The sequence below is a fragment of the Rhizobium sp. BK529 genome, assembly GCF_014194105.1.
In the GTDB taxonomy this organism is placed as follows: domain Bacteria; phylum Pseudomonadota; class Alphaproteobacteria; order Rhizobiales; family Rhizobiaceae; genus Rhizobium.
On record NZ_JACIAU010000006.1, the window covers coordinates 164,466 to 189,610 of the forward strand.

Genomic DNA, 25,145 nt, shown 5'->3' on the forward strand with positions numbered 1-25,145 from the left:
CTCGCAAACGCCTCTCAGATTCGTACCGCCCAATAGCCCGCTATTAAAGCAAGCTCATGTTAGGAGGCAGGGCATTTGGTTGCAACCTACTAAAATAGTCAGGTGTAAAATCGTCAATTTTTTCCTATTGACTGCCTTGCGCCGGCGAAGCGTTGCAATCGGAAGGGTGCGAGGCTTTCGTCACTCTTGCCTGACAGAAGCTCATCGGCAGCAAGCAAGCCGGCTAGCGGAGCAAGTGTGACACCAGAGTGCATTACAGCGGCGTAGAGACCTGGCAGTCCGGCATTACCAACGATGGGAAAACCATCGGATGGTGTCGGGCGATAGCCGACGGTGAAGAAATCGAGCCTCAAATCGTCATTATCTATGATCAGCGCCTTCATTCGCGCGAAGAGTTCTGCAGCGCTTGCCTGATGGTCTTCGCCGGGATCGCCGCCGCCGAAATCCGTTCCGGCGATGATGCGGCCTTCCGCTGTTTGGCGCATATGCAGACGCGGTGTTATGACGAGCCCGTTCAAGCGTTTCGAGACAGGGTGGGAGTGCACAATCAGGCCGGCCGGCGTGGAGAGTTGCAATGTTATTCCGGCCGAGGCAGCGATGGGAACTGTGCCTGCACCAGCGGCCAGCGCGACATGATCGGCTGCGAAGACACCTTCCGACGTGACAGCGCCGACGATTTGTCCGCCGCTTTGCAGCAGACCGCTGACTGTGGCAGTTATGAATTTCGCGCCATGCGCTTCGGCATCAGCGAGCAGCAAGCGTGCCGCAGCGACGGGCTCGACCGCGCCTTCTTCGGCGACATGGAGTGCGAAATCCGGATATTCGGTGAGACGCGGTTCGAGCAGCGCGCTTTCTTCCCGGTTCAGCCGGCGGATACCGTAGCCCCAGCGGCCATGTTCATCGGCATAGGCTTCCAGGTCGGCCGGCGGCATATCCCAGCAGAGGCCGCCGCACCAGACAAGCGGCAGGTCAGGCAGCTCGCGCACCAGCCGCTTCCACTCGGCCATCGCCCGGCGGCGGAAATGGAAATAAAATTCGGGATTGCCCCAGCTTGCATTGATCCAGGCAAAGGAGCAGGGGGTTGCCACGCCGCCAAGCTTCTCGCCGATGATGGTGACTGCTGCGCCCTTGCGTGTGAGATGCCAAGCGATGGAGGCGCCGATAATGCCAGCGCCGACGACGATCACATGCGGTTTCGCTGGCATCGTCGTCACCTTTTGCCTCTCCCGTTAGCCGGTCGTGCCGCCGACGCGGGCAAGTCCGTCTCTCGCCGGCTGGTATTTCGGATCGAGGCCGACAGCATGGCGGTAGGAGCGGATCGCCTTGTCCTTCTCGCCGCGGCGCTCGTAGACGAGAGCCTGGTTTGCCCAGGATTCGGCCAGGTTGCCATTCAGCTCGATCGCGTGGTTGAAATCGGCGAACGCATTGTCGTCGTCGTTCAGGGCGATATAGGAAATGCCGCGGCCATTATAGGGCTCCGGCGAATTCGGCGAGAGCGAAATCGCCTTGGAGAAATCGTCGATCGCCTTATCCTGCTGATTGCGCTTCTGATAGATCAGGCCGCGATTGTGGTAGGCGCGGCCATCTGTCGTGCCGAGCTGGATCGCTTTTGAGAAATCGTTGAATGCTTGATCGTCCTGGCCAGCCATGCGGTAGACATTGCCGCGACCGATATAGGCGACATCATAGCTCGGATTGATCTGCAAGGCAGCATTGTAATCGGCGACCGCCTGCGGCTGCTGGCCCATGTTGCGGTAGACCAGCGCGCGGTTGGCATATGCCTGGAAGAAGCGCGGGTTGATCTGCAGTGCGGTGTTGAAGTCATCGAGCGCCTTGCGGAATTCGCCGGCGCGGCCATAGGCGGAACCGCGGACATTGTAGCCTTCGGGATCGCGCGGATTGGCGTTGATGACGGCCGTCAGCGATGCGATATTTTCCTGTGAGCCCTGTGCCTTGTCGATGCGGATCACAGCATCCGACGTATTGCTCGTCTCACAGCCAGCGAGGCCCAACGCAGCGACAAGCGCCAGCGAGGCAAACACGGCGGATTTCTGTGAACGCAACGAGCGGGACGGATTGAACGTTATGACAGCCATTCGGGCTCGCTTCCCCCATGCACCATATCCGATAGGGCGGATATGCAATCTTCAGCAGCAAATTAAAAAAGGCGGCGGCGAAACCTATCGCCCCCGCCACACATGCATCTGAAAACGTCGAAAAAACGACGGCACCGCCTTAGCGTGCAACCAGACCTTCGCGCTGAGCGCGCTTGCGGGCCAGCTTGCGAACACGACGAACAGCTTCGGCCTTTTCGCGAGCGCGCTTCTGCGACGGCTTTTCGTAATAGTCGCGCATCTTCATTTCGCGGAAAATGCCTTCGCGCTGCATCTTCTTCTTGAGAGCGCGGAGAGCCTGGTCGACATTGTTATCGCGGACAAGTACCTGCACGAGAATCACGTTCCTTTGGTTTGGTTGATGCCGGGAGGCGGCGCAGCGCCTGGGGCAAAAAAATAACGTTCGCGCGGCCGCAGCCTTGCGATTGGTGATGCGGGATAGCAGATCGAGGAAGTGAAGTCCAGACGGGATATGCGAATGAGCGGAAAAATGACGGCGAACATTATACGACGTTAGGAGCGCAGCGTCTCGGGCTTGGTTTCATCCAGTGCGGCGATCGCTTCCTTCAGAGCCGCTATCACGCGGGAACGGTCGGCAGGCTCAAGCCGAGCCACATCCAGATGCAGGTCCAGGCCGGCCAGATGCTCGCTCAGAATGCGGCTCTTATGATCGGTGCCGAGCATCAGCCCATCCACTGCGTACGGCACGATCTCCCGCTGGATTCCCTTCATCGTGATCGGCAGCAGGGGGTGAGCATCGACGATATCCTTCACGAGTGCGTAGGTTTCGTAGCTGATGACGATCTCGCCGCCCTGTGCGATCGCTTGCAGGCGCGCGGCGAGGTTCGCTTCAGCGCCGATGATCGTATAGTCCATGCGGTCGTTGCTGCCGAAATTGCCGACGTTGCAGTAACCGCTGTTGATTCCCATCCGCACGACGAAGGGCTCCTCGGTGCCGTTCCTGCGCCATCGGTCCTTTAGTTCGCCGAGCCTGCGCTGCATGTTCACCGCCATGCGCAGACATGCCTTGGCATCCTCTTCCGGTCCCTTGGTCTCAGGATCGCCGAAGAACACCAGCATGGCGTCGCCGATGAACTTGTCCACCGTGCCGCCGTGGTTGAGTGCGATCGCGGACATTTCGGTCAGATATTCATTCAGCATCTCCGTCAGCGCTTCCGGCTGCAGGCGCTCCGTCGTCGCGGTGAAATCCTTGATGTCGGAGAAGAAGATCGTCAGGCGCTTGCGCTCTGTGTGGACGACCACATCCTTCTGGCCGCTGAAGATGCTCTTGTAGATCTGCGGCGACAGGTAGCGAGAAATCTTGAGGGAAACGCTGGCGAGGAATTCGTTTGCAGCTTCCAGGTCACGGTTGGCGCTGTGGATGGCGCGGGTCTGCTGGCGCTGCAGGATGATGAAGCTGATACCGATGATGGCGACGAAGAGAAAGTAGCAGAGGAGATATTTGAAGGCGAGAATGTTGCTCGCATAGGGCTGACGGATGATGACTTCCTGGATGCCGCGCACATCGCCCACCTTCCAGTCCTTCTTCGGGCTTTCTGGGTGGGTATTGTGACAGGCTACGCACGCCTGGCCCATGATGACAGGCGTGACGAGGCGCAGCGTATCAGTGAATCCGACGCGTGTGAGATCGGTCAACGTCTGGGCGGAATTGGCGCGCAGAGAGGTCAGCGACGCCTTTTCGAAACTGTCGAGATCATGGGGCGCACGATTCTTGAAGGGCAGGTCGGAGAGGAAGCGATAGGTAATATTGGCCTGCTGTTCCTTGATGACGTCTCCGAGTTCGAGTGAAAGCGTTGCCGGCAGCGGAATGGCGCCTGGAATATTGGCATAGTTGTGGGAGACGACCGTGCCGCTGACGTCACCTGCCTGATGGGCAGCAAGCACCCGGCCGACCACATTCGCCGAATAATAGGAGCGGATGCTTGTGACGAGCGAACTCATGTCCCGCGCCTGCCGGCGCAGGGCGCTTTCGGAGAGGTCGCTGATATCAAGCCAGACGGCAAGCGGCAGTCCGGCTAGCATCGCCAGCACGACGACCACCAGCCAATAGCCGCTTCTGCGCGCGATGAAAGCCGAATTTTCCGCAGTTCTTGCCGTGGTCCCTCCTTGCGGATCTGCCATGGCGCATCCCTCGACAATGATCGAATTGTTAAAGCCCCTAAAACACAGAACCATTTCGTCGCGTGCGGGGCAAGGCCGACACTTCAAGGTCGGGCCGAAAGCCAGGACCAAATCTGGAAGTAATTTCACACGGTGTTGCGGTTACATCTCAATGAAAGTGCTTTGCCGGTATCGATGTCGGTTTCTGCATTGCTGTCGACTTTGTTTTTTAGCTTGTGAGCATGAGCGAATGGTCTTTGGCGTCAAACAGGCGTAGCGTGCTTGCGGCGGGACCGCTCTCGGAGCCGCCCCGAGGGGAGGTCGGCAAATCATGACGCGATTGCAGCAGATCGGTGTGATGATCGGCCTGATCATCGTAGCTGCGCTTACGATGTTCCGAGCAAGCGATCCGCCGGTGCTGAGGCAGATCCGCGATGTCACCTTCGATGAGTATCAGCGCATCGTGCCGCGTAGCTTTGAAGCGATGCCAGTCCGGGTGATCGATATCGATGAAGCCTCCCTGCGGGAGTTCGGTCAATGGCCCTGGCCGCGCAACAGGCTGGCGACTTTGATCGACCGCCTCGCCGATATGGGGGCGGCGGCCATTGCATTCGACGTCATCTTCGCCGAGCCTGACCGGATGTCGCCGCGCAACGTCATCCAGGAGGTGGAGGGCGTCGATCCATCGCTCGCGGCGCACTTGCCTGACAATGACGAGATATTCGCTCGCTCGATCGAAGAAAAGCCTGTCGTGCTCGGCTTCGGGCTTTCCAACGAGGGCAATTACAAGCCGCCGGTAAAAGCGGGCTTTGCCTTTACCGGCGAAAGCCCGCTGGCCGCACCTCCGCATCTTGCCGCCTCGACACCGCTCCGGCCGGGTTTGGAGGCCAATGCCGCGGGACTTGGCCATGTCAGTCTCAACCCGGGCAGCCCCACATCGGTCGTGCGTGCAGTGCCGCTGTTCCTTAGCGATGGCGAACAGTTTTATCCCAATCTTGCCATTGAAGCGTTGCGGGTGGCGCAGGGGGCCTCGACCTATGTGGTGGCCGGCGCGCCTGATCACGCCGGGATCATCACCTCGGCAAAGATCGGCGATTTCATCGTACCGCTGACTGCCGCGGGAGAAATCTGGCTTTATGTGACGCCAAACCGGGCGGAGCGCTATATCTCGGCTCGAAAGCTCCTTGCTGCCGACGGAGTGGCTCCAGATGTCGCTGCTCAGATCCAAGGCAGCATCGTCTTCGTTGGCACCTCCGCGGTCGGGCTGCAGGATATCCGCACCACTGCGCTCGGAGAAAATGTGCCGGGTGTTTCTCTGCAGGCACAGACCGTCGAGCAGATCCTTTCGGGTCGTTACCTATCACGACCCGACTGGGCCGATGGGCTGGAGATCCTCTCGATCGCCGTGCTCGGTTTTCTTCTGGTCATCATCACGACGTTCGTCAGTCCGGCCGTAGCGCTGGTCTGTGGCCTGGCAATCACCGTGATGGCGCTCGCCGCTTCGTGGTTCAGCTTTCTTTATGCCGGTCTGCTCTTCGATCCGCTGGCGCCGATCGTCAGCGGGTCCATCACGCATTTTGCGGCGACATCATTCCGCATCCTCGTCATCGACAGGGAACGGCGGGAAGTTCGGCGCGCCTTCGGCCACTATCTCTCGCCTTCGCTGCTCCACCGGATCGAACATACGCCCGACGCGCTGAAGCTCGGCGGGGACGAGCGCGAGCTCACCATGATGTTCGTCGACGTCCGCAATTTCACGGAAATCAGCGAGCAACTGACGCCGATCGCCGTTGTTCAGTTTCTGAATACATTGCTCGATGCCCTGAGCCGGCATGTCGTAGGCAACGAAGGGACACTCGATAAGTTCATCGGCGACTCCATCATGGCGTTCTGGAACGCACCGGTCGATGTTTCGGATCATGCCGCAAAGGCACTGCGAGCGGCACTCGCCATGCGAGAGACGCTTGCCGAACTGAACGCCCGTGATGCTTTCGGTTTCGGGAGCGACCGGCAGGTGAGGATCGGAATCGGCATCCATACCGGGCTTGCCTGTGTCGGCAATATGGGGGCGAAGACCCGCTTCAACTATTCGGCGGTTGGCGATGCCGTGAATGTCGCGGCCCGCATCGAATCCTGCTGCAAGGACCTCGGTTTCGATATCCTGATCTCCGATAGCACGGCGCGGATGCAGAGTGGAGCGGCGCTTTTGGAGGCAGGAGCCATTCCGCTCAAGGGCAAGAGCAGCCGAACGCAGATTTTTGCCGTGATCGGCGACGAGGAGGTCGCGGCGTCGCCGGAATTTGGTGCCTTGCATCTCATTCATGAGGAGGTAATGAGCGCTCTGCGCCTGCGTTCGAGGAACAGCCGCAAGCTGATCGGCGCCGCAAAGCTCTCGGGGGTACGGGTCTTGCCCGGTCTCGTCGATTTTTACGAGCGGATATCCGGCAGGAGCGATCATTTCCGCGAGGATATAGGCCTACCGGAACAGCAGGCCGTTGAATAGTCAGTCAGCGATTACGGTTCCAGCCGCCGCTCCAGTTCCGGCTTCCGTTTCCGCCCCAGCCATGATCCCGGTCATGGCCACGATCCCGATCACGATCCCGGTCGCTTCCCGCGCTCTGCTGGTTGTCGGTCGTCTGGCTTTCACCACTGCTGCTGTCCTGCCTGCCAGGCCTATCCTGATTGTGATCTGCCCTTTCCGTGTGGTTTGGCCTGTCGTCGTGTCTGTCCGCATGATCGGACCATTCGTGCCGGTCCGGTCTTCCATGATCGTAATCGTGGTCGTCTCTATCGTCCCTATCCTTCCAGCCGTGCCAACCGTGCCAGCCATCCCTAGGTTTGTCATGGTGGGGCTTGTCATGATGCGGCTTATCGTGGTCCGGTTTTTCCGGCTGTTGCTTCGGCGGATCATCCTGCTTCAATGGTTGCGGAGGCGGCGCGGGCTCCGGATTTCGCGGACGGGGTTCTTCGCGAAGCCGGTCTTTGCGCTCGGGCACGACTGAAGCCATCCGGCAACCGCCGAGCAGGCCAAGGCCGCCTGTCAGACTTTGATTGCCAGAGAGGAAAGGGAGGGCGCGCTGGTTGCCCAATCTCTGCAGCACGCTACTGTTGACGGGTTGCGCATCCGTCATGTTGCCGTTCGGCCGTGCAATGACGCAATCGCAACGCTGCTGCAATTGCCGACAGCCGCCTGGACCGCAGAAGCTGGCCGCGCCATTCAGCAACACCACGGCGGTCGTACCGTCGGGGCCGACATAGAAATCAAAGGCGGTACCGCGTACGCCAATCGTGCCGGCCGGTGTCTGGATCTGATAGGCAGAGGATTTCGAGTTGCCGCTGACCCAGCGGAACGTGCCTTTGGCCGCCTTGATCGAGAGACGTTTGACGGAGTCGTCGTCGTCGAACACATATTTATCAATGACGACGGAAGAACCCCAGCCGACGGCCAGTTTGGTGCCGTCGCGGAATATGAATTGGCCTAGCCCCGATTGGGAAGTGCGGATGCGCTCGTCGCGATGGACCTCGTCATTGACGATAATCGGACCGCTCTGTCCCGTCACTTCGGTTCTGATGAGGGTTGCCTGACCGACGGGTTCGGCTGCGTGTGTAGGCCATGCGCCTGACAGCGCAAGGCAGAAGCCCGCGATCCATATGCAGCGCCAACCCAACATCTAACACCCCACATACAAGGAATATTAGCATCTTCGACTGGGCGCTTCTGCCTGCCCTGTTGGGTGAGAAAAGGATTATGCCGCACCTGCGAAGGAAGATAGCAGCCAATGGTCGCGGTGCACCTGGCGTCGTGTCAAAACAAAAGCTCTTTCACGTCGCAAAAGAACCGTTGTGCCGCATTTCGATTTGCGATTTGTATGGCCACGACGAAAATGCCTTTGCCTGAAGGAGATGATGGCGGATGCGGAAATATTCGGTTTTTGCCGTAGCGCGGGAGGCTCTGCGCGGGCACAGGGGCTGGGAAAAACAGTGGACCTCGCCGGAGCCGCGACGCGAATATGAGGTGATCATCATCGGCGGCGGCGGGCACGGGTTGGGCGCGGCCTACTATCTCGCCAAAGAACATGGCATCACCAACGTGGCGGTCCTGGAAAAAGGCTGGCTCGGCGGGGGCAATACCGGCCGCAACACCACCATTATTCGCTCCAACTATCTCTACGAAGAGAGCATGCACATTTATGAGCACTCGATGAAGCTCTGGGAGGGGCTGTCGCAGGAGCTCAATTACAACGTCATGTATTCGCCCCGCGGTGTGATGATGCTGTCGCACAATGTGCACGACATGCAGAGCTTCAAGCGGCATATCCACGCCAACCGGCTCTACGGCATCGACAATGAGTGGCTGACGCCGGAGCAGGCCAAGGCCTATTGCCCGCCGCTCGATATTTCGGCGACGGCGCGCTACCCGATCAATGGGGCCGCATTGCAGCGCCGCGGCGGCACGGCGCGCCACGATGCAGTTGCCTGGGGTTATGCGCGCGCGGCCTCCGACCGCGGCGTCCACATCATTCAGAATTGTGAAGTCACCGGCATCCGCCGTGGTCCCGACGGACGCGTAACCGGCGTCGAGACCAACAGAGGCTTCATCGGCGCGAAGAAGATCGGCGTGTCGGCCGCCGGCCACACGACGACAGTCATGAAGATGGCGGATGTGCGCGTGCCGCTGCAATCGAGCCCGCTGCAGGCACTGGTCTCCGAGCCGCTGAAGCCGATCTTCCCCTGTGTCGTCATGTCGAACACCGTGCATGCCTATATCTCGCAGTCCGACAAGGGCGAGCTCGTCATCGGTGCAGGCACGGACCAATATAATTCCTATTCCCAGACTGGCGGTCTGCAGATCATCACGCATACGCTCGATGCGATCTGCGAGCTCTTTCCGATGTTCCGCCGCGTGAAGATGATGCGCCAGTGGGGCGGTATCGTCGACAATACGCCTGATCGTTCGGCTATCCAGTCGAAGACTCCGGTTCCCGGACTTTACGTCAATTGCGGCTGGGGTACCGGCGGTTTCAAGGCGACTCCCGGTTCGGCCAATCTCTTTGCCCATCTGATCGCCCGCGACGAACCGCACAAGTTCAACGCCGGGCTGACGCTGGAGCGGTTCCGCACCGGCCGGCTGATCGACGAGGCGGCTGCTGCCGCCGTTGCGCACTGACGCGAGGACAACATGCTGCTGATCTACTGCCCTTACTGTCAGGAAGAGCGCTCGGAGCTCGAATTCCGCGGCGCCGGCGATGCCCACATTGCCCGGCCGGCCGATATTGCCTCGATCTCGGATGAGGAATTCGAGAAATATTTCTTCCTGCGCGACAATCCGAAAGGTCTGATCTTCGAGCGCTGGCGGCACATACATGGCTGCGGGCGCTTCTTCAACGCGGCTCGCGATACCGTGAGCGACAAATTCATCATGACCTACAAGGCCGGCGAGCCGAAGCCTGATATCGGAACTGCGGCCGAACCGCATGCGCCGGTGGAAACCTATGAAGCTGTGGAAGGAGAGGCGCAATGAGCGGTGCAAACCGTATCGCCGGCAAGGGCCGGCTGACGCCCGCCAAAACCGCGCGCTTCACCTTCGACGGCAAGAGCTATACGGCGCTCGAAGGCGATACCGTTGCCTCGGCCCTGATTGCCCATGGCGTACATCTCATCGGCCGATCGTTCAAATATCATCGCCCGCGTGGCATTCTTTCGGCCGGTGCCGAAGAGCCGAATGCGCTGATTGATGTTGCGCGCGACAGCGCCCGGAAGCAGCCGAACGTCCGAGCGACCGTGCAGGAAGTCTTCGACGGCATGATCGTGGCCTCGCAGAACCGCTGGCCCTCGCTTTCCTTCGATGTCGGTGCCGTCAACAATCTTTTCTCGCCGTTCTTCGCGGCCGGCTTCTACTACAAGACCTTCATGTGGCCGCGGGCGGCCTGGAAGCATGTCTATGAGCCAATGATCCGCCGCGCTGCCGGCCTGGGAGTTGCTCCCACCGAAGCCGATCCGGATCATTATGCCAGCCGTTATGCCCATTGCGATATTCTTGTCGTCGGTGCGGGCATCGCCGGGCTTTCGGCAGCATTGGCCGCTGCCGAGGCCGGTGCGAAAATCATCCTCTGCGATGAGCAGGCGGAGGCCGGCGGCGCTCTGCGCTTTGATACCGGTGTGAAAGTAGACGGGCTCGACGGCTATGCCTGGGTGCAGAAGACACTTGCACGGCTGAAGGCAATGGACAATGTGCAGGTCCTGACCCGCACGACGGCCTTCGGCTATTACAACCACAATTTCGTCGGCCTTGTCGAACGGGTCACGGATCATATCGCTCGTCCGGCCCGTGACCTGCCCCGCGAACGATTGTGGCAGGTCCGCGCCAAGCGCGTCGTGCTTGCGACCGGTGCGATCGAGCGGCATATGGTGTTTCCGAACAACGATCGGCCGGGCATCATGCTCGCCTCAGCCGGCCGCATGTATCTCAATCACTATGGCGTTGCCGTCGGCCAGAAGGTGGGCGTCTACACCGCCCACGATTCCGCTTACGAGGCCGCTTTCGACCTGAAGCGGGCAGGTGTATCGATCGCCGCCATCGTCGATAGCAGGCAGACGCCTGGGGCGGCAGTGCTTGCCGAGGCCCGTGCGCTCGGCATTGACGTGCTGACCGGCCAGTCAGTCGTCAACACATCAGGTGCTCTTCGCATTTCCTCGATGACGGTAGCGCGTAATGGCGGTGGTTCGCCGCGCAAGATCAGCGTCGATGCACTGCTCGTCTGTGCCGGCTGGACGCCTTCCGTTCATCTCTTCTCGCAGTCGCGGGGCAAGGTCGCTTTCGATGCTGGGACGCAGCGTTTCCTGCCCGGCACCTATGCGCAGGATTGCCTGTCCGTCGGTGCGTGCAACGGCACGGACGGACTGCAACAGACCGTCGAAGAGTCGCTTGCTGCGGGTGAACTGATGGCGCAGGCCGTCGGCAGAGAGCCGGGCGGCAAGATCGGGATTTCCGTCGAGCAGGCCTTCGATTGGACGGGCGGCATGATCGGTGCTGCCGAAGGCGCCGGGCCGGACACGAATGCGAAGGCCTTCATCGATTTCCAGCACGATGTCTGCGCCAAGGATATCCGCCTCGCTGTGCGCGAGGGGATGCATTCGATCGAGCATATCAAGCGCTTCACGACGAACGGCATGGCCTCCGACCAGGGCAAGCTTTCCAACATGCATGGTCTGGCGATCGCCGCCGAAACGCTTGGCAAGGATATTCCGCAGGTCGGTCTCACCACATTCCGCGCGCCCTATACGCCAGTGACTTATGGTGCGCTGATCTCGCATTCCCGGGGGCCGCTGTTCGACCCGACGCGCAAGACGCCGCTGCATGCCTGGGAAGAAGCGAAAGGCGCAGTCTTCGAGGATGTCGGGAACTGGAAGCGCGCCTGGTTCTATCCGCGCGCCGGCGAAACGATGCATCAGGCCGTTGCCCGCGAATGCCGCACGGCACGCGAGGTCGCCGGTATCTTCGACGCCTCGACCCTCGGCAAGATCGAGGTCGTCGGGCCGGATGCCGCGGAATTTATGAACCTCATGTACACCAACGCTTGGGATACGCTGAAGCCGGGCAAATGCCGCTACGGCATCATGCTGCGCGAAGACGGCTTCATCTATGACGATGGCGTCGTTGGTCGTCTGACGGAAGACCGTTTCCACGTGACGACCACAACCGGTGGGGCGCCGCGCGTTCTCAACCACATGGAAGACTATCTGCAGACGGAATTCCCGCATCTGAAGGTGTGGCTGACCTCTGTGACGGAGCAATGGGCCGTTATTGCGGTACAGGGGCCGAAGGCGCGCGAGATCGTGGCGCCGTTGGTCGAAGGTCTGGATATTTCCAACGAAGCATTCCCGCATATGAGTGTTGCCGAGTGCAAGGTGGCTGGCGTTCCGGCGCGCCTCTTCCGTGTTTCCTTTACTGGCGAGACCGGCTTCGAAATCAACGTCCCGGCCGATTACGGTCAGTCGGTGCTGGAGGCCGTCTGGTCGAATGCCGAGCCGCTCGGTGCCTGTGTCTATGGCACGGAAACCATGCATGTATTGCGCGCCGAAAAAGGCTACATCATTGTCGGCCAGGATACGGATGGCACGGTGACGCCCGACGATGCGGGGCTCTCCTGGGCGGTCTCAAAGAAAAAGCCGGATTTCGTCGGCATTCGCGGGTTGAAGCGCCCCGATCTCGTCAAGGAAGGCCGCAAGCAACTCGTCGGTCTTGTGACGAAGGATGCGAAGCTGGTGCTGGAAGAGGGTGCGCAGATCGTCGCCAATCCGAACCAGCCCAAGCCAATGACGATGCTCGGTCACGTGACCTCGGCCTACTGGTCGGAAAATTGCGGCCGCTCGATTGCTTTTGCACTGGTTGAAGGTGGCCGCAATCTGATGGGCGAAACGCTCTATGTGCCGATGCCGGATCGGACCATTCCGGTCGAGGTGACGGATCTGGTGTTCTTTGACAAGGAAGGAGGCCGTATCCATGGCTGAAGTCGCAATTCGCAAGCCGGCTCTCTTCGGTCTCCTTGCCGGTTCGGCCACGGCGCGCCTGACGGTCACACCGACGGCAAGCCGCATTTCGCTGCGCGCGCCGGCTGATTCCGTACCGGCACTTTCTTCCGCGCTGGGGCTGGATTTGCCCACGATGCCCAAGACTTCCGGCCGTGCTGAAGGACGTTCGGCGCTCTGGCTCGGGCCGGACGAGTGGCTCGTTATCGATGAGGCTGGTTCGGATCTCCCTGCGCTTCTTTCCGGTGCCGGAGTTCTGCATTCGGCCGTCGATGTCTCCCACCGCAATGTAGGCATCATTGTTTCCGGACCGGGTGCAGAGGCTACGCTGTCTGCCGGCTGCCCGCAGAATCTCTCTCTGGAGATTTTCCCGGTGGGCGCCTGCACGCGGACGATCTTCGGTAAGGCCGAGATCGTCCTTTTCCGTACTGAAGACGATACGTTCCGGGTGGAATGCTGGCGGTCGTTTTCGGACTATGTCTTCGGGCTGCTGGCCGAAGGTGCTGAGGATGCCGGCCATTAAGGCTCGCGAAGAATCTTATGCGTCTTCCGGACGATCCTTCGGATCGAACTGGATGATGGTGATCCAGCGGGCGGTCAGCGCCGGCTTCTTCTCGTTCTCGATTTCGATCGAGACGTCATAGGTCGTCATCAGCATGCCGGCGCCGCGGAAACGGGCGTCCGAGAGCACGAAGTGGCCGCGGATGCGCGTGCCGCTCTTGACCGGCGACATGAAGCGGACCTTGTCGAAGCCGTAATTGATGCCCATCGTCTGCTCGCGCACCTTGGGCAGGCAATTGTAGTTCATCGTCGATAGCAGCGAGAGCGTTAGGAAGCCATGAGCGATGGTGCCGCCGAAAGGGCTTTCGGTTGCTGCACGGACGGGATCGACGTGAATGAACTGATGGTCGCCAGTCGCCTCAGCAAAAGCATCGATCATCTTCTGGTCGACGAGAATCCAGTCAGATAATCCTGTTTCCGTACCAACCAGCCCTCGGACCTCCGAGAGCGAAATTTCCATGACCATGCATTCCTCGTAAAACAACCGCAGCCTCAAAGCCTTATCGCGCATTTATGACGATTGCGACAACGATTCGCGGGGGCAGCTGGCGTGGATCAATTTTCCACGAAAAAGGCCACCGAACGCGGCTCAACTGTGGCACGGGCGCCGACTTTCCGCTCACCATCCAGTAAAATCTGACTCCAGTTTGTTTCGCCGGCTGAGGGAAGCGTGAAGAGTTGGTGCTGTTCGGAACGGTTGAACAAGACAGCGAGGCGAATCTGCCCGCGGGAGGAGCGATCGTGAGTCGCAAGCACCATGCCGAGGGTGGACAGCGAGGGTGTCTCCCATTCGCCTACGATCATCGGCTCACCGGAGAGCGAAATCCATTCCACATCACCGTTTCCGGAAAAGAACGTAAGGTCGGAGAAGACCGAGAAACGGCGGCGAAGTGCGGCGATGAAGGCTGTATAGGCGATTAGGTCTTCGTCCAGCAGTTTCCAGTCGACCCAGGTAATTTCATTGTCCTGGCAATAGGCATTGTTGTTGCCGTGCTGAGTTCGCCCGCCCTCGTCGCCGGCCGTCAGCATGATGCTGCCGCGGCTGGCAAACAGGGTGGAGAGGAGTGCCTTGACATCAGCCTTGCGGCGTTCCCGGATGACGGGATAGGCGGTTTCGCCTTCGACGCCATTGTTCCAGGAATGGTTCTCGTTGTGGCCGTCGCGATTGCTCTCGCCATTCGCCTCATTGTGCTTGCCGCTGTAGGAGACGAGGTCCATGAGCGTGAAGCCATCATGGGCAGCAAGGAAATTGACGCTGCGGGTTCCTTTTCCGTCGTTGGCTGAGAATATGTTCGACGAGCCGGCCAGCACGGTCGCGAGCGAACCTGTCTTCCAATCGTCACCGCGCCAGTAGCACCTGATGTCATCGCGGGCGCGGTCATTCCATTCCAGGAAGGGCGCCGGGAAATTGCCGAGCTGATAGCCGCCGGAGCCGATATCCCAGGGTTCGGCGATCATGATGCGATCGCCGAGCAGGTCGTCGGCCAGCATCGCGGCCAATGTACCGTTCCGGTCGAAGCCATTTGCAGTGCGTCCGAGAATGGGTGCGAGATCAAAACGGAAGCCGTCGACTCCGGCATTGCCGACGAAATGGCGCAAACTGTCGATAATGAGCCGTTGAACATAGGGATGATCACACGCGACCGTATTCCCGGTTCCGGTATCATTGACGAGCACGGATGGCCGGTCCGGCATGTGACGATAGTAGCTGAGATTGTCGATGCCGCGCAGCGACAGCGTCGCGCCGTAGCGGTCGCTTTCGCCGGTATGATTGAAGACGAGGTCGAGGATAACGGCAATGCCTTCGTCATGCAGCTTCGCGACCGTATCCCGCAATTCAGCGATGCCGCCAGGCACGATGCGCGGATCGAGCGCCATAAAGGCAACGGGATTGTAACCCCAGCCATTCGCCAGGCCGAGCGGCGGCAGGTGGCGCTCATCGATCCAGGCGACAATCGGCATTAACTCGACGGCATCGACGCCGATGCGTGTCAAGTGAGCGACAACAGAGGGGTGGGCCAGAGCAGCGACCGTGCCGCGCAGAGCTTCCGGCACATCCGAATGCAGGATGGTGAAGGGTTTGACTGCCACTTCATAAATAAAGCCGCCCGGTTTGAAGAGCGGCTCTCGGATTTTGACGGGTAAGTCTTTGGTGACGACTGACTTCGGCACCAGGTCTTGCGTATCTTCGCCAAAGATGCCGAGGCGGGGATCGTAACGGAAGGGTTGGTCGACCGCCTTGGCATAGGGATCGATCAGGAGCTTCGAAGGATCGAACCAGAGGCCGTTGTCTGGAGCGTACATGCCGTCGGCGCGATAGCCATATCGAGCGCCTTCCTTCAATCCGTCGACGAAGAGCCGGAAGACATGGCCGCTGTCGCGGGCCATGGGAAGCCTTGCGTATTCCTTGCCATCATCGTCGAAGAGACAGAGATCAATCTGCGCCGCATGATGCGACCAGACAGCAAATTCAACGCCCGTCTCGAAGACGATGGCGCCGCCCTGTGCGGAACTATTGCCCCTCATACGCCCCCCGGATCAGGTGATCACGGTCGGCTCGTTGCGTCCCGTGCGCTCACGAATATTGGCGATGCTTTCCGCGGCCGCGATCAGATCGGCCAGCGCTTCCTGCGTCTCGATGTTGTGGCGAGTCGAATCCGGCTCGTAACGCTCGATATAGACGCGCAGGGTTGCGCCAGACGTGCCGGTGCCCGACAGGCGGAAGACGACGCGGGAGCCGCCCTTGAACAGGACGCGGATACCCTGATGCTCGCTGACCGACTTGTCGACCGGATCGTTATAGGCGAAATCGTCCGCCTTCTCGACGATGAGATCGCCGAAAGTCTTGCCGGGCAGGGTCGTAAGCTGGCTGCGCAGATTGTCGATCAGGCCGTTGGCGGCATCGCTATCGACGCCTTCGTAGTCGTGGCGGGAATAATAGTTGCGGCCGTAGGTCTGCCAGTGCTGGGTGACGATTTCCTGCACGCTTTCACCGCGTACGGCCAGGATGTTCAGCCACAGCAGCACGGCCCAGAGGCCGTCCTTCTCGCGGACATGGTTGGAGCCGGTACCGGCGCTTTCTTCGCCGCAGATCGTTGCCATCCCGGCGTCGAGCAGGTTGCCGAAAAATTTCCAGCCGGTCGGCGTTTCGTAGATGCCGATACCGCGCTTTTCAGCCACGCGATCTGCCGCACCTGACGTCGGCATGGAGCGGGCAATGCCGGCGAGGCCGCCGGAGTAACCAGGCGCCAGGTTGGCGTTGGCGGCGAGGATCGCCAAGCTGTCGGACGGGGTGACGAAAATGCCGCGGCCAATGATAAGGTTGCGGTCGCCGTCGCCGTCAGATGCGGCACCGAAATCTGGCGCATCCTCACCCATCATCTCGTCATAGAGCTCCTTGGCATGAACAAGGTTCGGGTCTGGGTGATGGCCGCCGAAATCCGGAAGCGGCATGAAGTTGCGCACCGAGCCCGAGGGAGCGCCGAGGCGGTTCTCGAAGATTTCCTTGGCATAGGGGCCGGTGACGGCGCTCATGGCGTCGAAGGCGACGCGGAAGCCGAGGCTGATCAGGTTGCGGATCGCGCCGAAGTCAAAGAGCTCTTCCATCAGCGCGGCATAGTCCTCGACCGGATCGATAACCGAAAGGATCATGCCGCCTGGCAGCTCTTCCTTGCCGATGCGGTCGATATTGACGTCGGCGAAGTCGGCGATCTTGTAGCTTTCAATCACCTTGGAGCGGGCGAAGATCGTGTCGGTGATCTTTTCCGGCGCAGGGCCTCCGTTGCTGGCATTGTACTTGATGCCGAAGTCTTCAGTCGGGCCGCCCGGATTGTGGCTGGCCGAGAGGATGATGCCGCCGAAGGCCTTGTACTTGCGGATGATGTTGGACGCTGCCGGCGTCGACAGAATACCGCCCTTGCCGACCATGACTTTGCCGAAGCCGTTGGCGGCGGCCATCTTGATCGCCTTCTGAATGACTTCGCGGTTGTAGTAGCGTCCGTCGCCGCCGATGACCAGGCACTTGCCCTGATAGCCTTCCAGGGAATCGAAGATCGACTGGATGAAGTTTTCCGCATAGTTCGGCTGCTGGAAGACCGGAACCTTCTTACGCAGGCCCGATGTACCGGGTTTCTGGTCCTGGTAGGGCGTGGTGGGAACGGACTTGATCATTTTAGGTCACATGCCTTTCGAGACGAGGCTGGTATACAGGGCAACATAACGTTCGGCGCTCTTCTCCCAAGAGACATCCGACTTCATGCCCTGCTTTTGCAATTGGGTCCAGACTTTTTGATCCGCATAGAGGTGCATGGCGCGGCGCAGTGCCTGTAGCATGCTTTCTTCATTTACCGGCGCGAATTGTATGCCTGTCGCCACCTTTGCCGCAAGTGCAGCATGATTGGCATCGATCACGGTATCGTTGAGACCGCCGGTGCGCGCCACGATCGGCACGCAGCCATAACGCAGGCCATAAAGCTGGGTGAGGCCGCAGGGCTCGAAGCGCGATGGAATGATGATCGCGTCGCCGCCAGCCTGCATGAGATGCGACATCGGCTCGTTATAACCGATAGAAACGCCGATGCGGCCAGGGTTGCGGGTGGCAGCGGCGAGCAACGCGCCTTCGAGGGCCGCTTCGCCGGAGCCGAGCACGACGAGCTTCCCGCCCATCGTCGCGATCTCGTCGGCGGCGCTGGCGACAAGATCCATGCCCTTCTGCCAGGTCAGGCGGCTGATGACGCAGAAGATTGGCGCGTCATCGTGGTCGAGATGGAAGAATTCTTCGATGGACCGGCGGTTCTCGATGCGGTTCTTCAGCGTCGTCGGGCCGTAATGCGTGTGGACGACCGGATCAGTCGCCGGATTCCAAATATCGGCGTCGATGCCGTTAACAATGCCATGCAGCACGTTTCGGCGGCTGGCGATGACGCCTTCCAGGCCCATGCCGAATTGCGGGGTCAGGATTTCCTCGGCATAGGAGGGGCTGACGGTGGTGATGGCTGTGGCAGTCTGCAAACCGCCCTTGAGGAAACCGACAGTGCCGTAATATTCGATGCTTTCGGTGGCAAAAGCATGAGGCGGTAAGCGCAGGCCGGGGAAAATATCGGCGCCGAACTGACCCTGGAAAGCGATGTTGTGGATTGTCAGAATGCTCGGCTGTTCGGGCGTCGGATAATAACGCATGTAGACCGGTACCATTGCGGATTGCCAGTCATGGGCATGCACCAGATCGGGTCGCCAGCCACGCAGCAGGCCGGCGGCGATCTCGGAGCCTGCCAGCGAAAGAGCGGCGAAACGGCGCCAGTTGTCAGGGTAGTCCTTGCCGGTCGTATCGAGATAGGGACCGCCGGGGCGGTCGTAATAAGCAGGCGCATCGAGCACGAGAATATCGAGGCCCTGATGCTCCACCTCGAGCAACCTTGCCGGCTGGCCGAGCAGATCCGAAAATTCCAGCCGAAGGACCGGATTCTGCAGGAGTTTCATGACGGCGGGATAGCCGGGCATGAGGGTTTTGGTTTCGATGCCGAAGGATTTGAGGGCTATGGGCAGGGCGCCTGCCACATCGGCAAGGCCCCCTGTCTTGATCAAAGGGAAGACTTCGGACGAAACCGAAAGAACTTTCATAAGTCAAATATCCAGCTTGTCGATCATCGGTTGCGTGATCAGGCAAATACCGCTTTCCGTCCGTCTGAAGCGCCGTGCGTCGAGTTCTGGATCCTCGCCGACGACAAGACCTTCCGGGATGATGACACCGTGGTCGATCACAACGTCTTTGAGTTGTGCGCGCCGACCGATCTTCACGTTGGGCAGGATAACCGCTCCTTCCAGCTTGGAGTAGGAATTGGCCCGTACACCTGTGAAGAGAAGGCTGCGGTTGAGGCTCGCACCTGAGATGATGCAGTCGCCGGCAACGACGGAGGAGGTTGCCGAACCGCGGCGGTCTTCGTCATCATGGACGAATTTCGCCGGCGGCGTGATCTCGGCATAGGTCCAGATCGGCCAGGCCTTGTCATAGATATCGAGAGCCGGGACGATCGCCGTCAGGTCGATATTGGCCTGCCAATAGGCATCGATCGTGCCGACATCGCGCCAGTAGGGCTCGTGTTCGAAATCGGAGCGGACGCAGGACTCGGCGAAGCGGTGAGCGACCGCCTTACCGTGCTCGACGATATATGGGATGATATCCTTGCCGAAATCTCGGCTGGATGTCGGGTCGGCGGCGTCGCGGCGCAGCGCTTCCAGCAGGAACTTCGTATGGAAGACATAGATGCCCATGGAGGCCAGCGCAAAATCCGGCTTGTCCGGAATGCCCGGCGGATCGGCCGGTTTTTCAATGAACGCGAAGATCTCGTCCTTCTCGTTGACGTGCATGACGCCGAAGCCGGTTGCCTCCATGCGCGGCACTTCCAGGCAGCCGATCGTCACGTCCGCGCCGGAATCGACATGCTGCTGGAGCATGTATTCATAGTCCATCTTATAGACATGGTCGCCGGCGAGAATGACCATGTATTCGACGCCGTAATCCTCGATGATGTCAATGTTCTGATAGACGGCGTCGGCGGTGCCTTCATACCATTGCGTTTCGGAAACGCGCTGGGAGGCGGGCAGGATGTCGAAGCTCTCGTTTCGCTCGGGGCGGAAGAAGTTCCAACCGCGCTGCATGTGGCGAATCAGTGAATGCGCCTTGTACTGCGTGGCGACGCCAATGCGGCGGATGCCGGAATTCAAAGCATTGGACAACGCAAAATCAATGATACGGGCTTTGCCGCCGAAATAGACGGCTGGCTTGGCACGCCGATCGGTCAGTTCCTTGAGGCGGCTTCCCCTGCCGCCGGCGAGAACATAGGCCATTGCATCGCGGGCAAGTGGCTGAATGCGTCTTTCTACCATTTTCTCCTCCCACCAGTCACTAATTCTCGGGTTCAAGCATGATTGTCGCCAGCGGCGGCAGGGTTATCGAGCAGCTTGTCTCACCGCCGGCATCGACGGCCTGCACGCGCCCGCCATTGCCCTTTCCGCTGCCGCCATAGATGTCGGCATCGGTATTGAGGATTTCCCGCCAGCGTCCTGCGGACGGCAGACGAACCGAGTAGTTCTCGCGATAGACGGGCGTGAAGTTGCTGATGACGACGATAGGCTTCTGGCCCGGCGCCTTACGCAACCAAGCAAAGACCGAGTTTTCGTAGTCATCGGCGATGAGCCATTCGAAGCCGTCGCCTTCGCAATCGCGGGCATGGAGCGCTGGCTTGCTGCGGTAGGTGAAGTTCAGGTCGCGCACCAGGCGGCGCATGCCCTCGTGCATACGATATTGCAACAGGTTCCAGTCCAGCGCCTTGCTCTCGCTCCACTCGGCCCATTGGGCAAATTCCTGCCCCATGAAGAGCAGTTTCTTGCCGGGATAGCCCCACATGAAGGCGTAATAGGCGCGCAGGTTTGCGAATTTCTGCCAGTCGTCGCCCGGCATCTTGGCGATCAGCGAACCCTTGCCATGCACCACTTCATCGTGGGACAGCGGCAGGACGAAATTTTCGGAATAAGCATAGAGTAGGCCAAAGGTCAGCTCATTGTGATGATGCCTGCGATGAACAGGATCGCGGCTCATGTAGCTCAGCGTGTCGTGCATGAAGCCCATGTTCCACTTGAAGCCGAAGCCAAGGCCGCCTTCGTGAACCGGCTGCGAAACTTTCGGCCAGGAGGTCGATTCCTCGGCAATGGTCATGACGCCGGGATGCTCGCCGTAGATGCGGGTATTGAGGTTCTGCAGGAAGCGAACGGCTTCCAGGTTTTCATTGCCGCCATACTCGTTGGGGATCCATTCGCCATGCTTGCGCGAATAGTCGAGATAGAGCATCGAGGCGACGGCATCGACGCGGAGGCCGTCGAGATGGAACTTCTCGGCCCAGTAGAGGGCGTTGTTGACGAGGTAAGATACGACTTCGGTGCGGCCAAAATTGTAGATCGCCGTGTTCCAGTCCGGGTGGAAGCCCTTTCGCGGGTCGGCGTGCTCATAAAGTGCAGTGCCGTCGAACCAGCCGAGACCATGCTCGTCCGTCGGGAAATGTGCCGGCACCCAGTCGAGTATCACGCCGATGCCGACCTTATGGCAGCCGTTGACGAAACGGGCGAAACCTTCCGGTTCGCCGAAACGGGCCGTCGGAGCGTAGAGGCCGGTCGTCTGATAGCCCCAGGAGGGGTCGTAGGGGTGTTCGGTGATCGGCAGGAACTCGATATGGGTAAAACCCATATCGACGCAGTAGGGGATGAGGCTTGAGGCAAGCTCGTCCCAGGACAGCATGGAGCCATCCTGTCGACGCTGCCAGGAGCCGGCATGAACTTCATAGATGCTGATCGGTTGCCGGCGCTTGTCGGTTTCGCGCCAGTGCTTCAGATGCTCCTCGTCCTGCCATTCCTGTGAAAGCTCGGCGGCCGTCACGGAGGCGGTTTTCGGGCGAAGTTCGCTGCGGCGAGCGAAGGGATCCGCTTTCAGCGGCAGCAGCACACCGTCGTGACCTCGGATTTCGAATTTGTAGGGGACTCCGAGAGGTACATCGGGGGCAAAGATCTCCCAGATGCCTGAATCGGATCGGAAGCGCATGACATGACGGCGACCGTCCCAATTGTTGAAATCGCCGACGACGGAGACGCGCTGCGCATTCGGCGCCCATACAGCGAAGTGAATGCCGGTCGTCCCTTCGTGCTTGATACGATGAGCCCCCATCTTATCAAACAGCCGCAGATGCGAACCTTGCCGAGCGTAATAATCGTCCATCGGCCCGAGTACCGGGCCGAAGCTGTACGCATCGGTCACCGCCCATTCGGCGTCAGCGCGGCGGGCACGATAGCGCACCGGCTGAAATTTGGTAATGGAGACCTGGCCGGCAAAAATACCATCCGGATGAAGCTGATGGAGATCGCCGATCGGTGTTCCATCCAGCGTCATCGCCGTGACGGCTTCGGCGCCTGGAAGGAAACATCTGGTAACGAAGGTCTCGCCGACCTGGTGCACGCCCAGGACGGCAAAAGGATTGGCCTGCGAGCCGCTGAGGATTGCCGCGATTTCGTCTGCCGAAATTTCCCAGGGAAGCTTCACTTCAGGGGCGGCTTTCGGTGGCTTCATCCGGCTCTCCAGATCTCATCGGCATATTGTCTGATCGTACGGTCGGACGAGAACCAGCCCATCCGTGCCGTATTGTTGATCGTCTTCTCGTACCAGGAGGACTGATTGGTCCAAATCTGGTCGACCTCGCGCTGGGCGGCGGCATACGCATCGAAGTCGCCGGCGACCATGAACCAGTCGTGCGAATAGATGCCATCGATGAGACCGGTGTAACGGTTGCGGTCATCGGGAGAGAAGACGCCGGAGCTGATGGCAGCCAGCGCCTGCGCCAGCTCACGCGAGCCTTCAATGATCGCGCGAGGATTATGGCCCTCGCTGCGGATCTTGGCGACTTCGTCGGCTTGCAGGCCGAAGATCACGATATTGTCTTCGCCGACATTGTCGCGCATCTCGACGTTGGCGCCGTCGAGCGTGCCGATCGTCAGCGCGCCGTTGAGGCCGAATTTCATGTTGCCGGTGCCTGACGCTTCCATGCCGGCAGTCGAGATCTGCTCGGAGAGATCCGCGGCTGGAACCATGACTTCTGCAAGCGAGACATTGTAATTCGGCACGAAGACGACCTTCAGCAGGCCGCGGACGGACGGGTCGTTATTGATCGTGCGGGCAACATCGTTGATGAGCTTGATGATGAGCTTGGCATTGTAGTAGCTCGGCGCCGCCTTGCCGGCGAAGAGTTTTACGCGCGGCACCCAGTCCAGCTCGGGGTGCGAACGGATCTGGTCGTAGAGTGCGACAGCTTCGACGATGTTCAGGAGCTGGCGCTTGTACTCGTGGATGCGCTTGATCTGGATGTCGAACATCGCCGACGGATCGAGCTTCACGCCCATGCGGCTGGCGACGAGATTGGAGAGCGCCACCTTGTTCGCGCGCTTTACGGCTGCAAACTTCTGCTGGAAGCTCGGGTCCGTTGCGAATTTGTCGAGTGCACGCAGCTTTTCGGCGTCATCAAGGAATTCATCGCCGATCGCCTCGCGCACCAGGCTGGTGAGGCCTGGATTGCACTGCTGCAGCCAACGGCGCGGCGTGATGCCGTTGGTCTTGTTGTTGATGCGGTCGGGATAGAGCTTATGCAGGTCGGCGAAGACCGTGACCTTCATGAGGTCCGTGTGCAGCGCGGAGACGCCATTGATCGAGTGTGAGCCGACAAAGGCGAGGTTACCCATGCGCACGCGGCGTTCGCCGCTCTCGTCGATCAACGAGATCGAACGGATTTCCGTGTCGGAGAAATTGCGGGTCTTGCGGGCTTCGATGAGGACCTTGGCGTTGATCGCGTAGATGATCTGCATGTGGCGCGGCAGCAGACGCTCGAAAAGCGGAACCGGCCAGCTTTCCAGCGCTTCGGGAAGAAGCGTGTGGTTGGTGTAGGAGATGGTGCGGCGGGTAATGTCCCAGGCCGTATCGAAATCCAGTCCGTGCACGTCGCAGAGCAGGCGCGTCAATTCGGCAACGGAAACGGCTGGGTGCGTATCGTTGAGCTGGATCGCCACCTTATCCGGCAGGGATGTGAAGTCGTCATACTGCTGCAGGTGACGACGCAGGATGTCCTGGAGCGATGCGGACGAGAAGAAATATTCCTGGCGCAGACGCAGTTCCTGCCCCGCGGGCGTCGCATCGGCCGGATAAAGAACGCGCGTCAGGCTTTCGGCCCTGTTGCTCTCGCGTAGCGCGCCTATGTGGTCGCCGGCATTGAAAGCATCGAGCAGGATCGGGTCGATCGGCTGCGCCGACCAAAGGCGCAGCGTATTGACGCGCTTGCCGCGCCAGCCGACGACAGGAGTGTCGAAGGCGGCAGCGATGACGCGCTCGGCTGGCTTCCAGACATAGCGCGGCTGTTCGTCATGGCCGGTTATGACCTCGATCGATCCGCCGAAGCCGATCTCATACGCACTTTCTCGGCGTTCGAATTCCCAGGGATTGCCGTGAGCGAGCCAGTTTTCCGGCAATTCCACTTGCCAGCCATCCGCCATCTGCTGACGGAAGAGACCGTGAACGTAGCGGATGCCGTAGCCGTAGGCCGGCACATCGACGGTTGCCATCGATTCCATGAAGCAGGCGGCGAGGCGGCCGAGACCACCGTTGCCGAGTGCGGCATCGGGTTCGAGGCCGGCAATGACATTGATATCGACGCCGAGCGAAGCCAGCGCATCCCGAACCTCTTCCATCAGGTTGAGATTGGAGACGGCGTCACGCATCAGGCGCCCGATCAGAAATTCGAGAGACATGTAATAGACGCGCTTGGCGCCGGTCTCATAAACCTTGCGGGTGGATTCCATCCACTTGTCGATGATGCGGTCACGCACCACGAGGATGGTTGCCGTCAACCAGTCATGCGGCTTTGCAACCTTGGCATCCTTGCCGATCCGGTAGGTCAAACGCTCGATGATTTCCTCGGCGAGGATTTCTGGCCGTGAACTGCGCGGAGCGGGGGAAGGAATGGTCGGCTTCGAAACAGTATTCATGGTCAGTCTCGCCAATTTTGATTTGGTTACAGTATGTTATGCCTGATTCAATCGATTTGTCGCTTACGCCGACAGGGCAGTTTATGCACCGTTATCACGCACTTGCAACAAGGGAATCGGGTAAACGAAAAATTTGCGGAACCTTCATATTTGAGGGGATTAAGGGACTTGATTTCAATCGGTTTTCCCGATCTGATGGGTGGAATAAGGATCAAACGAAAAGCCGCCCCGGTTTGTTCCGGGACGGCT

At 59.9% G+C, this 25,145-nt stretch carries 17 protein-coding genes; 5 read left to right on the plus strand and 12 right to left on the minus strand.

Annotation, left to right across the window (positions count from 1 at the left end; all coding sequences use genetic code 11):
• Positions 1 to 113: 113 nt before the first annotated feature.
• The 4 genes from FHX08_RS28335 to FHX08_RS28350 form a co-directional block, all read right to left on the minus strand.
• On the minus strand, positions 114 to 1,205 hold the full coding sequence (locus FHX08_RS28335) for an NAD(P)/FAD-dependent oxidoreductase (RefSeq protein ID WP_132657064.1): 1,092 nt from the start codon (positions 1,203 to 1,205) through the stop codon (positions 114 to 116).
• Between the two features lie 24 nt (positions 1,206 to 1,229).
• A complete protein-coding gene (locus FHX08_RS28340; protein WP_132657063.1) occupies positions 1,230 to 2,096 on the minus strand; it encodes a tetratricopeptide repeat protein in 867 nt (288 codons plus the stop codon).
• Positions 2,097 to 2,235: 139 nt separating this feature from the next.
• On the minus strand, positions 2,236 to 2,448 hold the full coding sequence (gene rpsU, locus FHX08_RS28345; RefSeq protein WP_003585885.1) for a 30S ribosomal protein S21: 213 nt from the start codon (positions 2,446 to 2,448) through the stop codon (positions 2,236 to 2,238).
• A 179-nt stretch (positions 2,449 to 2,627) separates the two neighbouring features.
• Positions 2,628 to 4,256 carry an adenylate/guanylate cyclase domain-containing protein gene (locus tag FHX08_RS28350; protein WP_132657062.1) on the minus strand — a complete coding sequence of 543 codons (1,629 nt, stop codon included), beginning with the start codon at positions 4,254 to 4,256 and terminating at the stop codon, positions 2,628 to 2,630.
• A gap of 310 nt (positions 4,257 to 4,566) precedes the next feature.
• Between FHX08_RS28350 and FHX08_RS28355 the strand changes: the two genes are divergently transcribed.
• Positions 4,567 to 6,738 carry a CHASE2 domain-containing protein gene (locus FHX08_RS28355; protein WP_132657061.1) on the plus strand — a complete coding sequence of 724 codons (2,172 nt, stop codon included), beginning with the start codon at positions 4,567 to 4,569 and terminating at the stop codon, positions 6,736 to 6,738.
• A 4-nt stretch (positions 6,739 to 6,742) separates the two neighbouring features.
• Here the strand turns inward: FHX08_RS28355 and FHX08_RS28360 are convergent, their stop codons facing one another.
• Positions 6,743 to 7,906 (minus strand): FecR domain-containing protein, encoded by a 1,164-nt coding sequence (locus FHX08_RS28360; protein WP_132657060.1) that lies wholly within the window; start codon positions 7,904 to 7,906, stop codon positions 6,743 to 6,745.
• A 242-nt stretch (positions 7,907 to 8,148) separates the two neighbouring features.
• Between FHX08_RS28360 and FHX08_RS28365 the strand changes: the two genes are divergently transcribed.
• From FHX08_RS28365 to FHX08_RS28380, 4 genes are read left to right on the plus strand one after another with little or no spacing between them, the layout of a single operon-like run.
• Positions 8,149 to 9,402 (plus strand): sarcosine oxidase subunit beta family protein, encoded by a 1,254-nt coding sequence (locus FHX08_RS28365; RefSeq protein WP_132657059.1) that lies wholly within the window; start codon positions 8,149 to 8,151, stop codon positions 9,400 to 9,402.
• A gap of 12 nt (positions 9,403 to 9,414) precedes the next feature.
• Positions 9,415 to 9,756 (plus strand): sarcosine oxidase subunit delta, encoded by a 342-nt coding sequence (locus FHX08_RS28370; RefSeq protein WP_132657058.1) that lies wholly within the window; start codon positions 9,415 to 9,417, stop codon positions 9,754 to 9,756.
• The gene (locus FHX08_RS28375) at positions 9,753 to 12,746 is read left to right on the plus strand and encodes a sarcosine oxidase subunit alpha (RefSeq protein WP_132657057.1); all 2,994 of its coding nucleotides are present in this window, start codon (positions 9,753 to 9,755) and stop codon (positions 12,744 to 12,746) included. Before FHX08_RS28370 ends, FHX08_RS28375 begins: the two co-directional genes overlap by 4 nt.
• The gene (locus FHX08_RS28380; RefSeq protein WP_132657056.1) at positions 12,739 to 13,287 is read left to right on the plus strand and encodes a sarcosine oxidase subunit gamma; all 549 of its coding nucleotides are present in this window, start codon (positions 12,739 to 12,741) and stop codon (positions 13,285 to 13,287) included. Before FHX08_RS28375 ends, FHX08_RS28380 begins: the two co-directional genes overlap by 8 nt.
• Positions 13,288 to 13,302: 15 nt before the next feature.
• Here FHX08_RS28380 and FHX08_RS28385 read toward each other — a convergent pair whose 3' ends face one another.
• The 7 genes from FHX08_RS28385 to FHX08_RS28415 form a co-directional block, all read right to left on the minus strand.
• On the minus strand, positions 13,303 to 13,791 hold the full coding sequence (locus FHX08_RS28385; RefSeq protein ID WP_132657055.1) for a MaoC family dehydratase: 489 nt from the start codon (positions 13,789 to 13,791) through the stop codon (positions 13,303 to 13,305).
• Positions 13,792 to 13,880: 89 nt separating this feature from the next.
• On the minus strand, positions 13,881 to 15,851 hold the full coding sequence (gene glgX, locus FHX08_RS28390) for a glycogen debranching protein GlgX (protein WP_184328080.1): 1,971 nt from the start codon (positions 15,849 to 15,851) through the stop codon (positions 13,881 to 13,883).
• Between the two features lie 12 nt (positions 15,852 to 15,863).
• The gene (locus tag FHX08_RS28395) at positions 15,864 to 17,495 is read right to left on the minus strand and encodes an alpha-D-glucose phosphate-specific phosphoglucomutase (RefSeq protein ID WP_184328081.1); all 1,632 of its coding nucleotides are present in this window, start codon (positions 17,493 to 17,495) and stop codon (positions 15,864 to 15,866) included.
• A gap of 6 nt (positions 17,496 to 17,501) precedes the next feature.
• Positions 17,502 to 18,944 (minus strand): glycogen synthase GlgA, encoded by a 1,443-nt coding sequence (glgA, locus tag FHX08_RS28400; RefSeq protein WP_184328082.1) that lies wholly within the window; start codon positions 18,942 to 18,944, stop codon positions 17,502 to 17,504.
• A 3-nt stretch (positions 18,945 to 18,947) separates the two neighbouring features.
• A complete protein-coding gene (gene glgC / locus FHX08_RS28405; protein ID WP_132657051.1) occupies positions 18,948 to 20,210 on the minus strand; it encodes a glucose-1-phosphate adenylyltransferase in 1,263 nt (420 codons plus the stop codon).
• Between the two features lie 19 nt (positions 20,211 to 20,229).
• Entirely contained in the window at positions 20,230 to 22,437 is a 2,208-nt protein-coding gene (glgB, locus tag FHX08_RS28410; RefSeq protein WP_132657050.1) for a 1,4-alpha-glucan branching protein GlgB, read from the minus strand.
• Positions 22,434 to 24,896, minus strand: a complete 2,463-nt coding sequence (locus FHX08_RS28415; protein WP_132657049.1) for a glycogen/starch/alpha-glucan phosphorylase — start codon at positions 24,894 to 24,896, stop codon at positions 22,434 to 22,436. The genes glgB and FHX08_RS28415 overlap by 4 nt, the downstream gene beginning before the upstream one ends.
• Positions 24,897 to 25,145 lie beyond the last annotated feature (249 nt).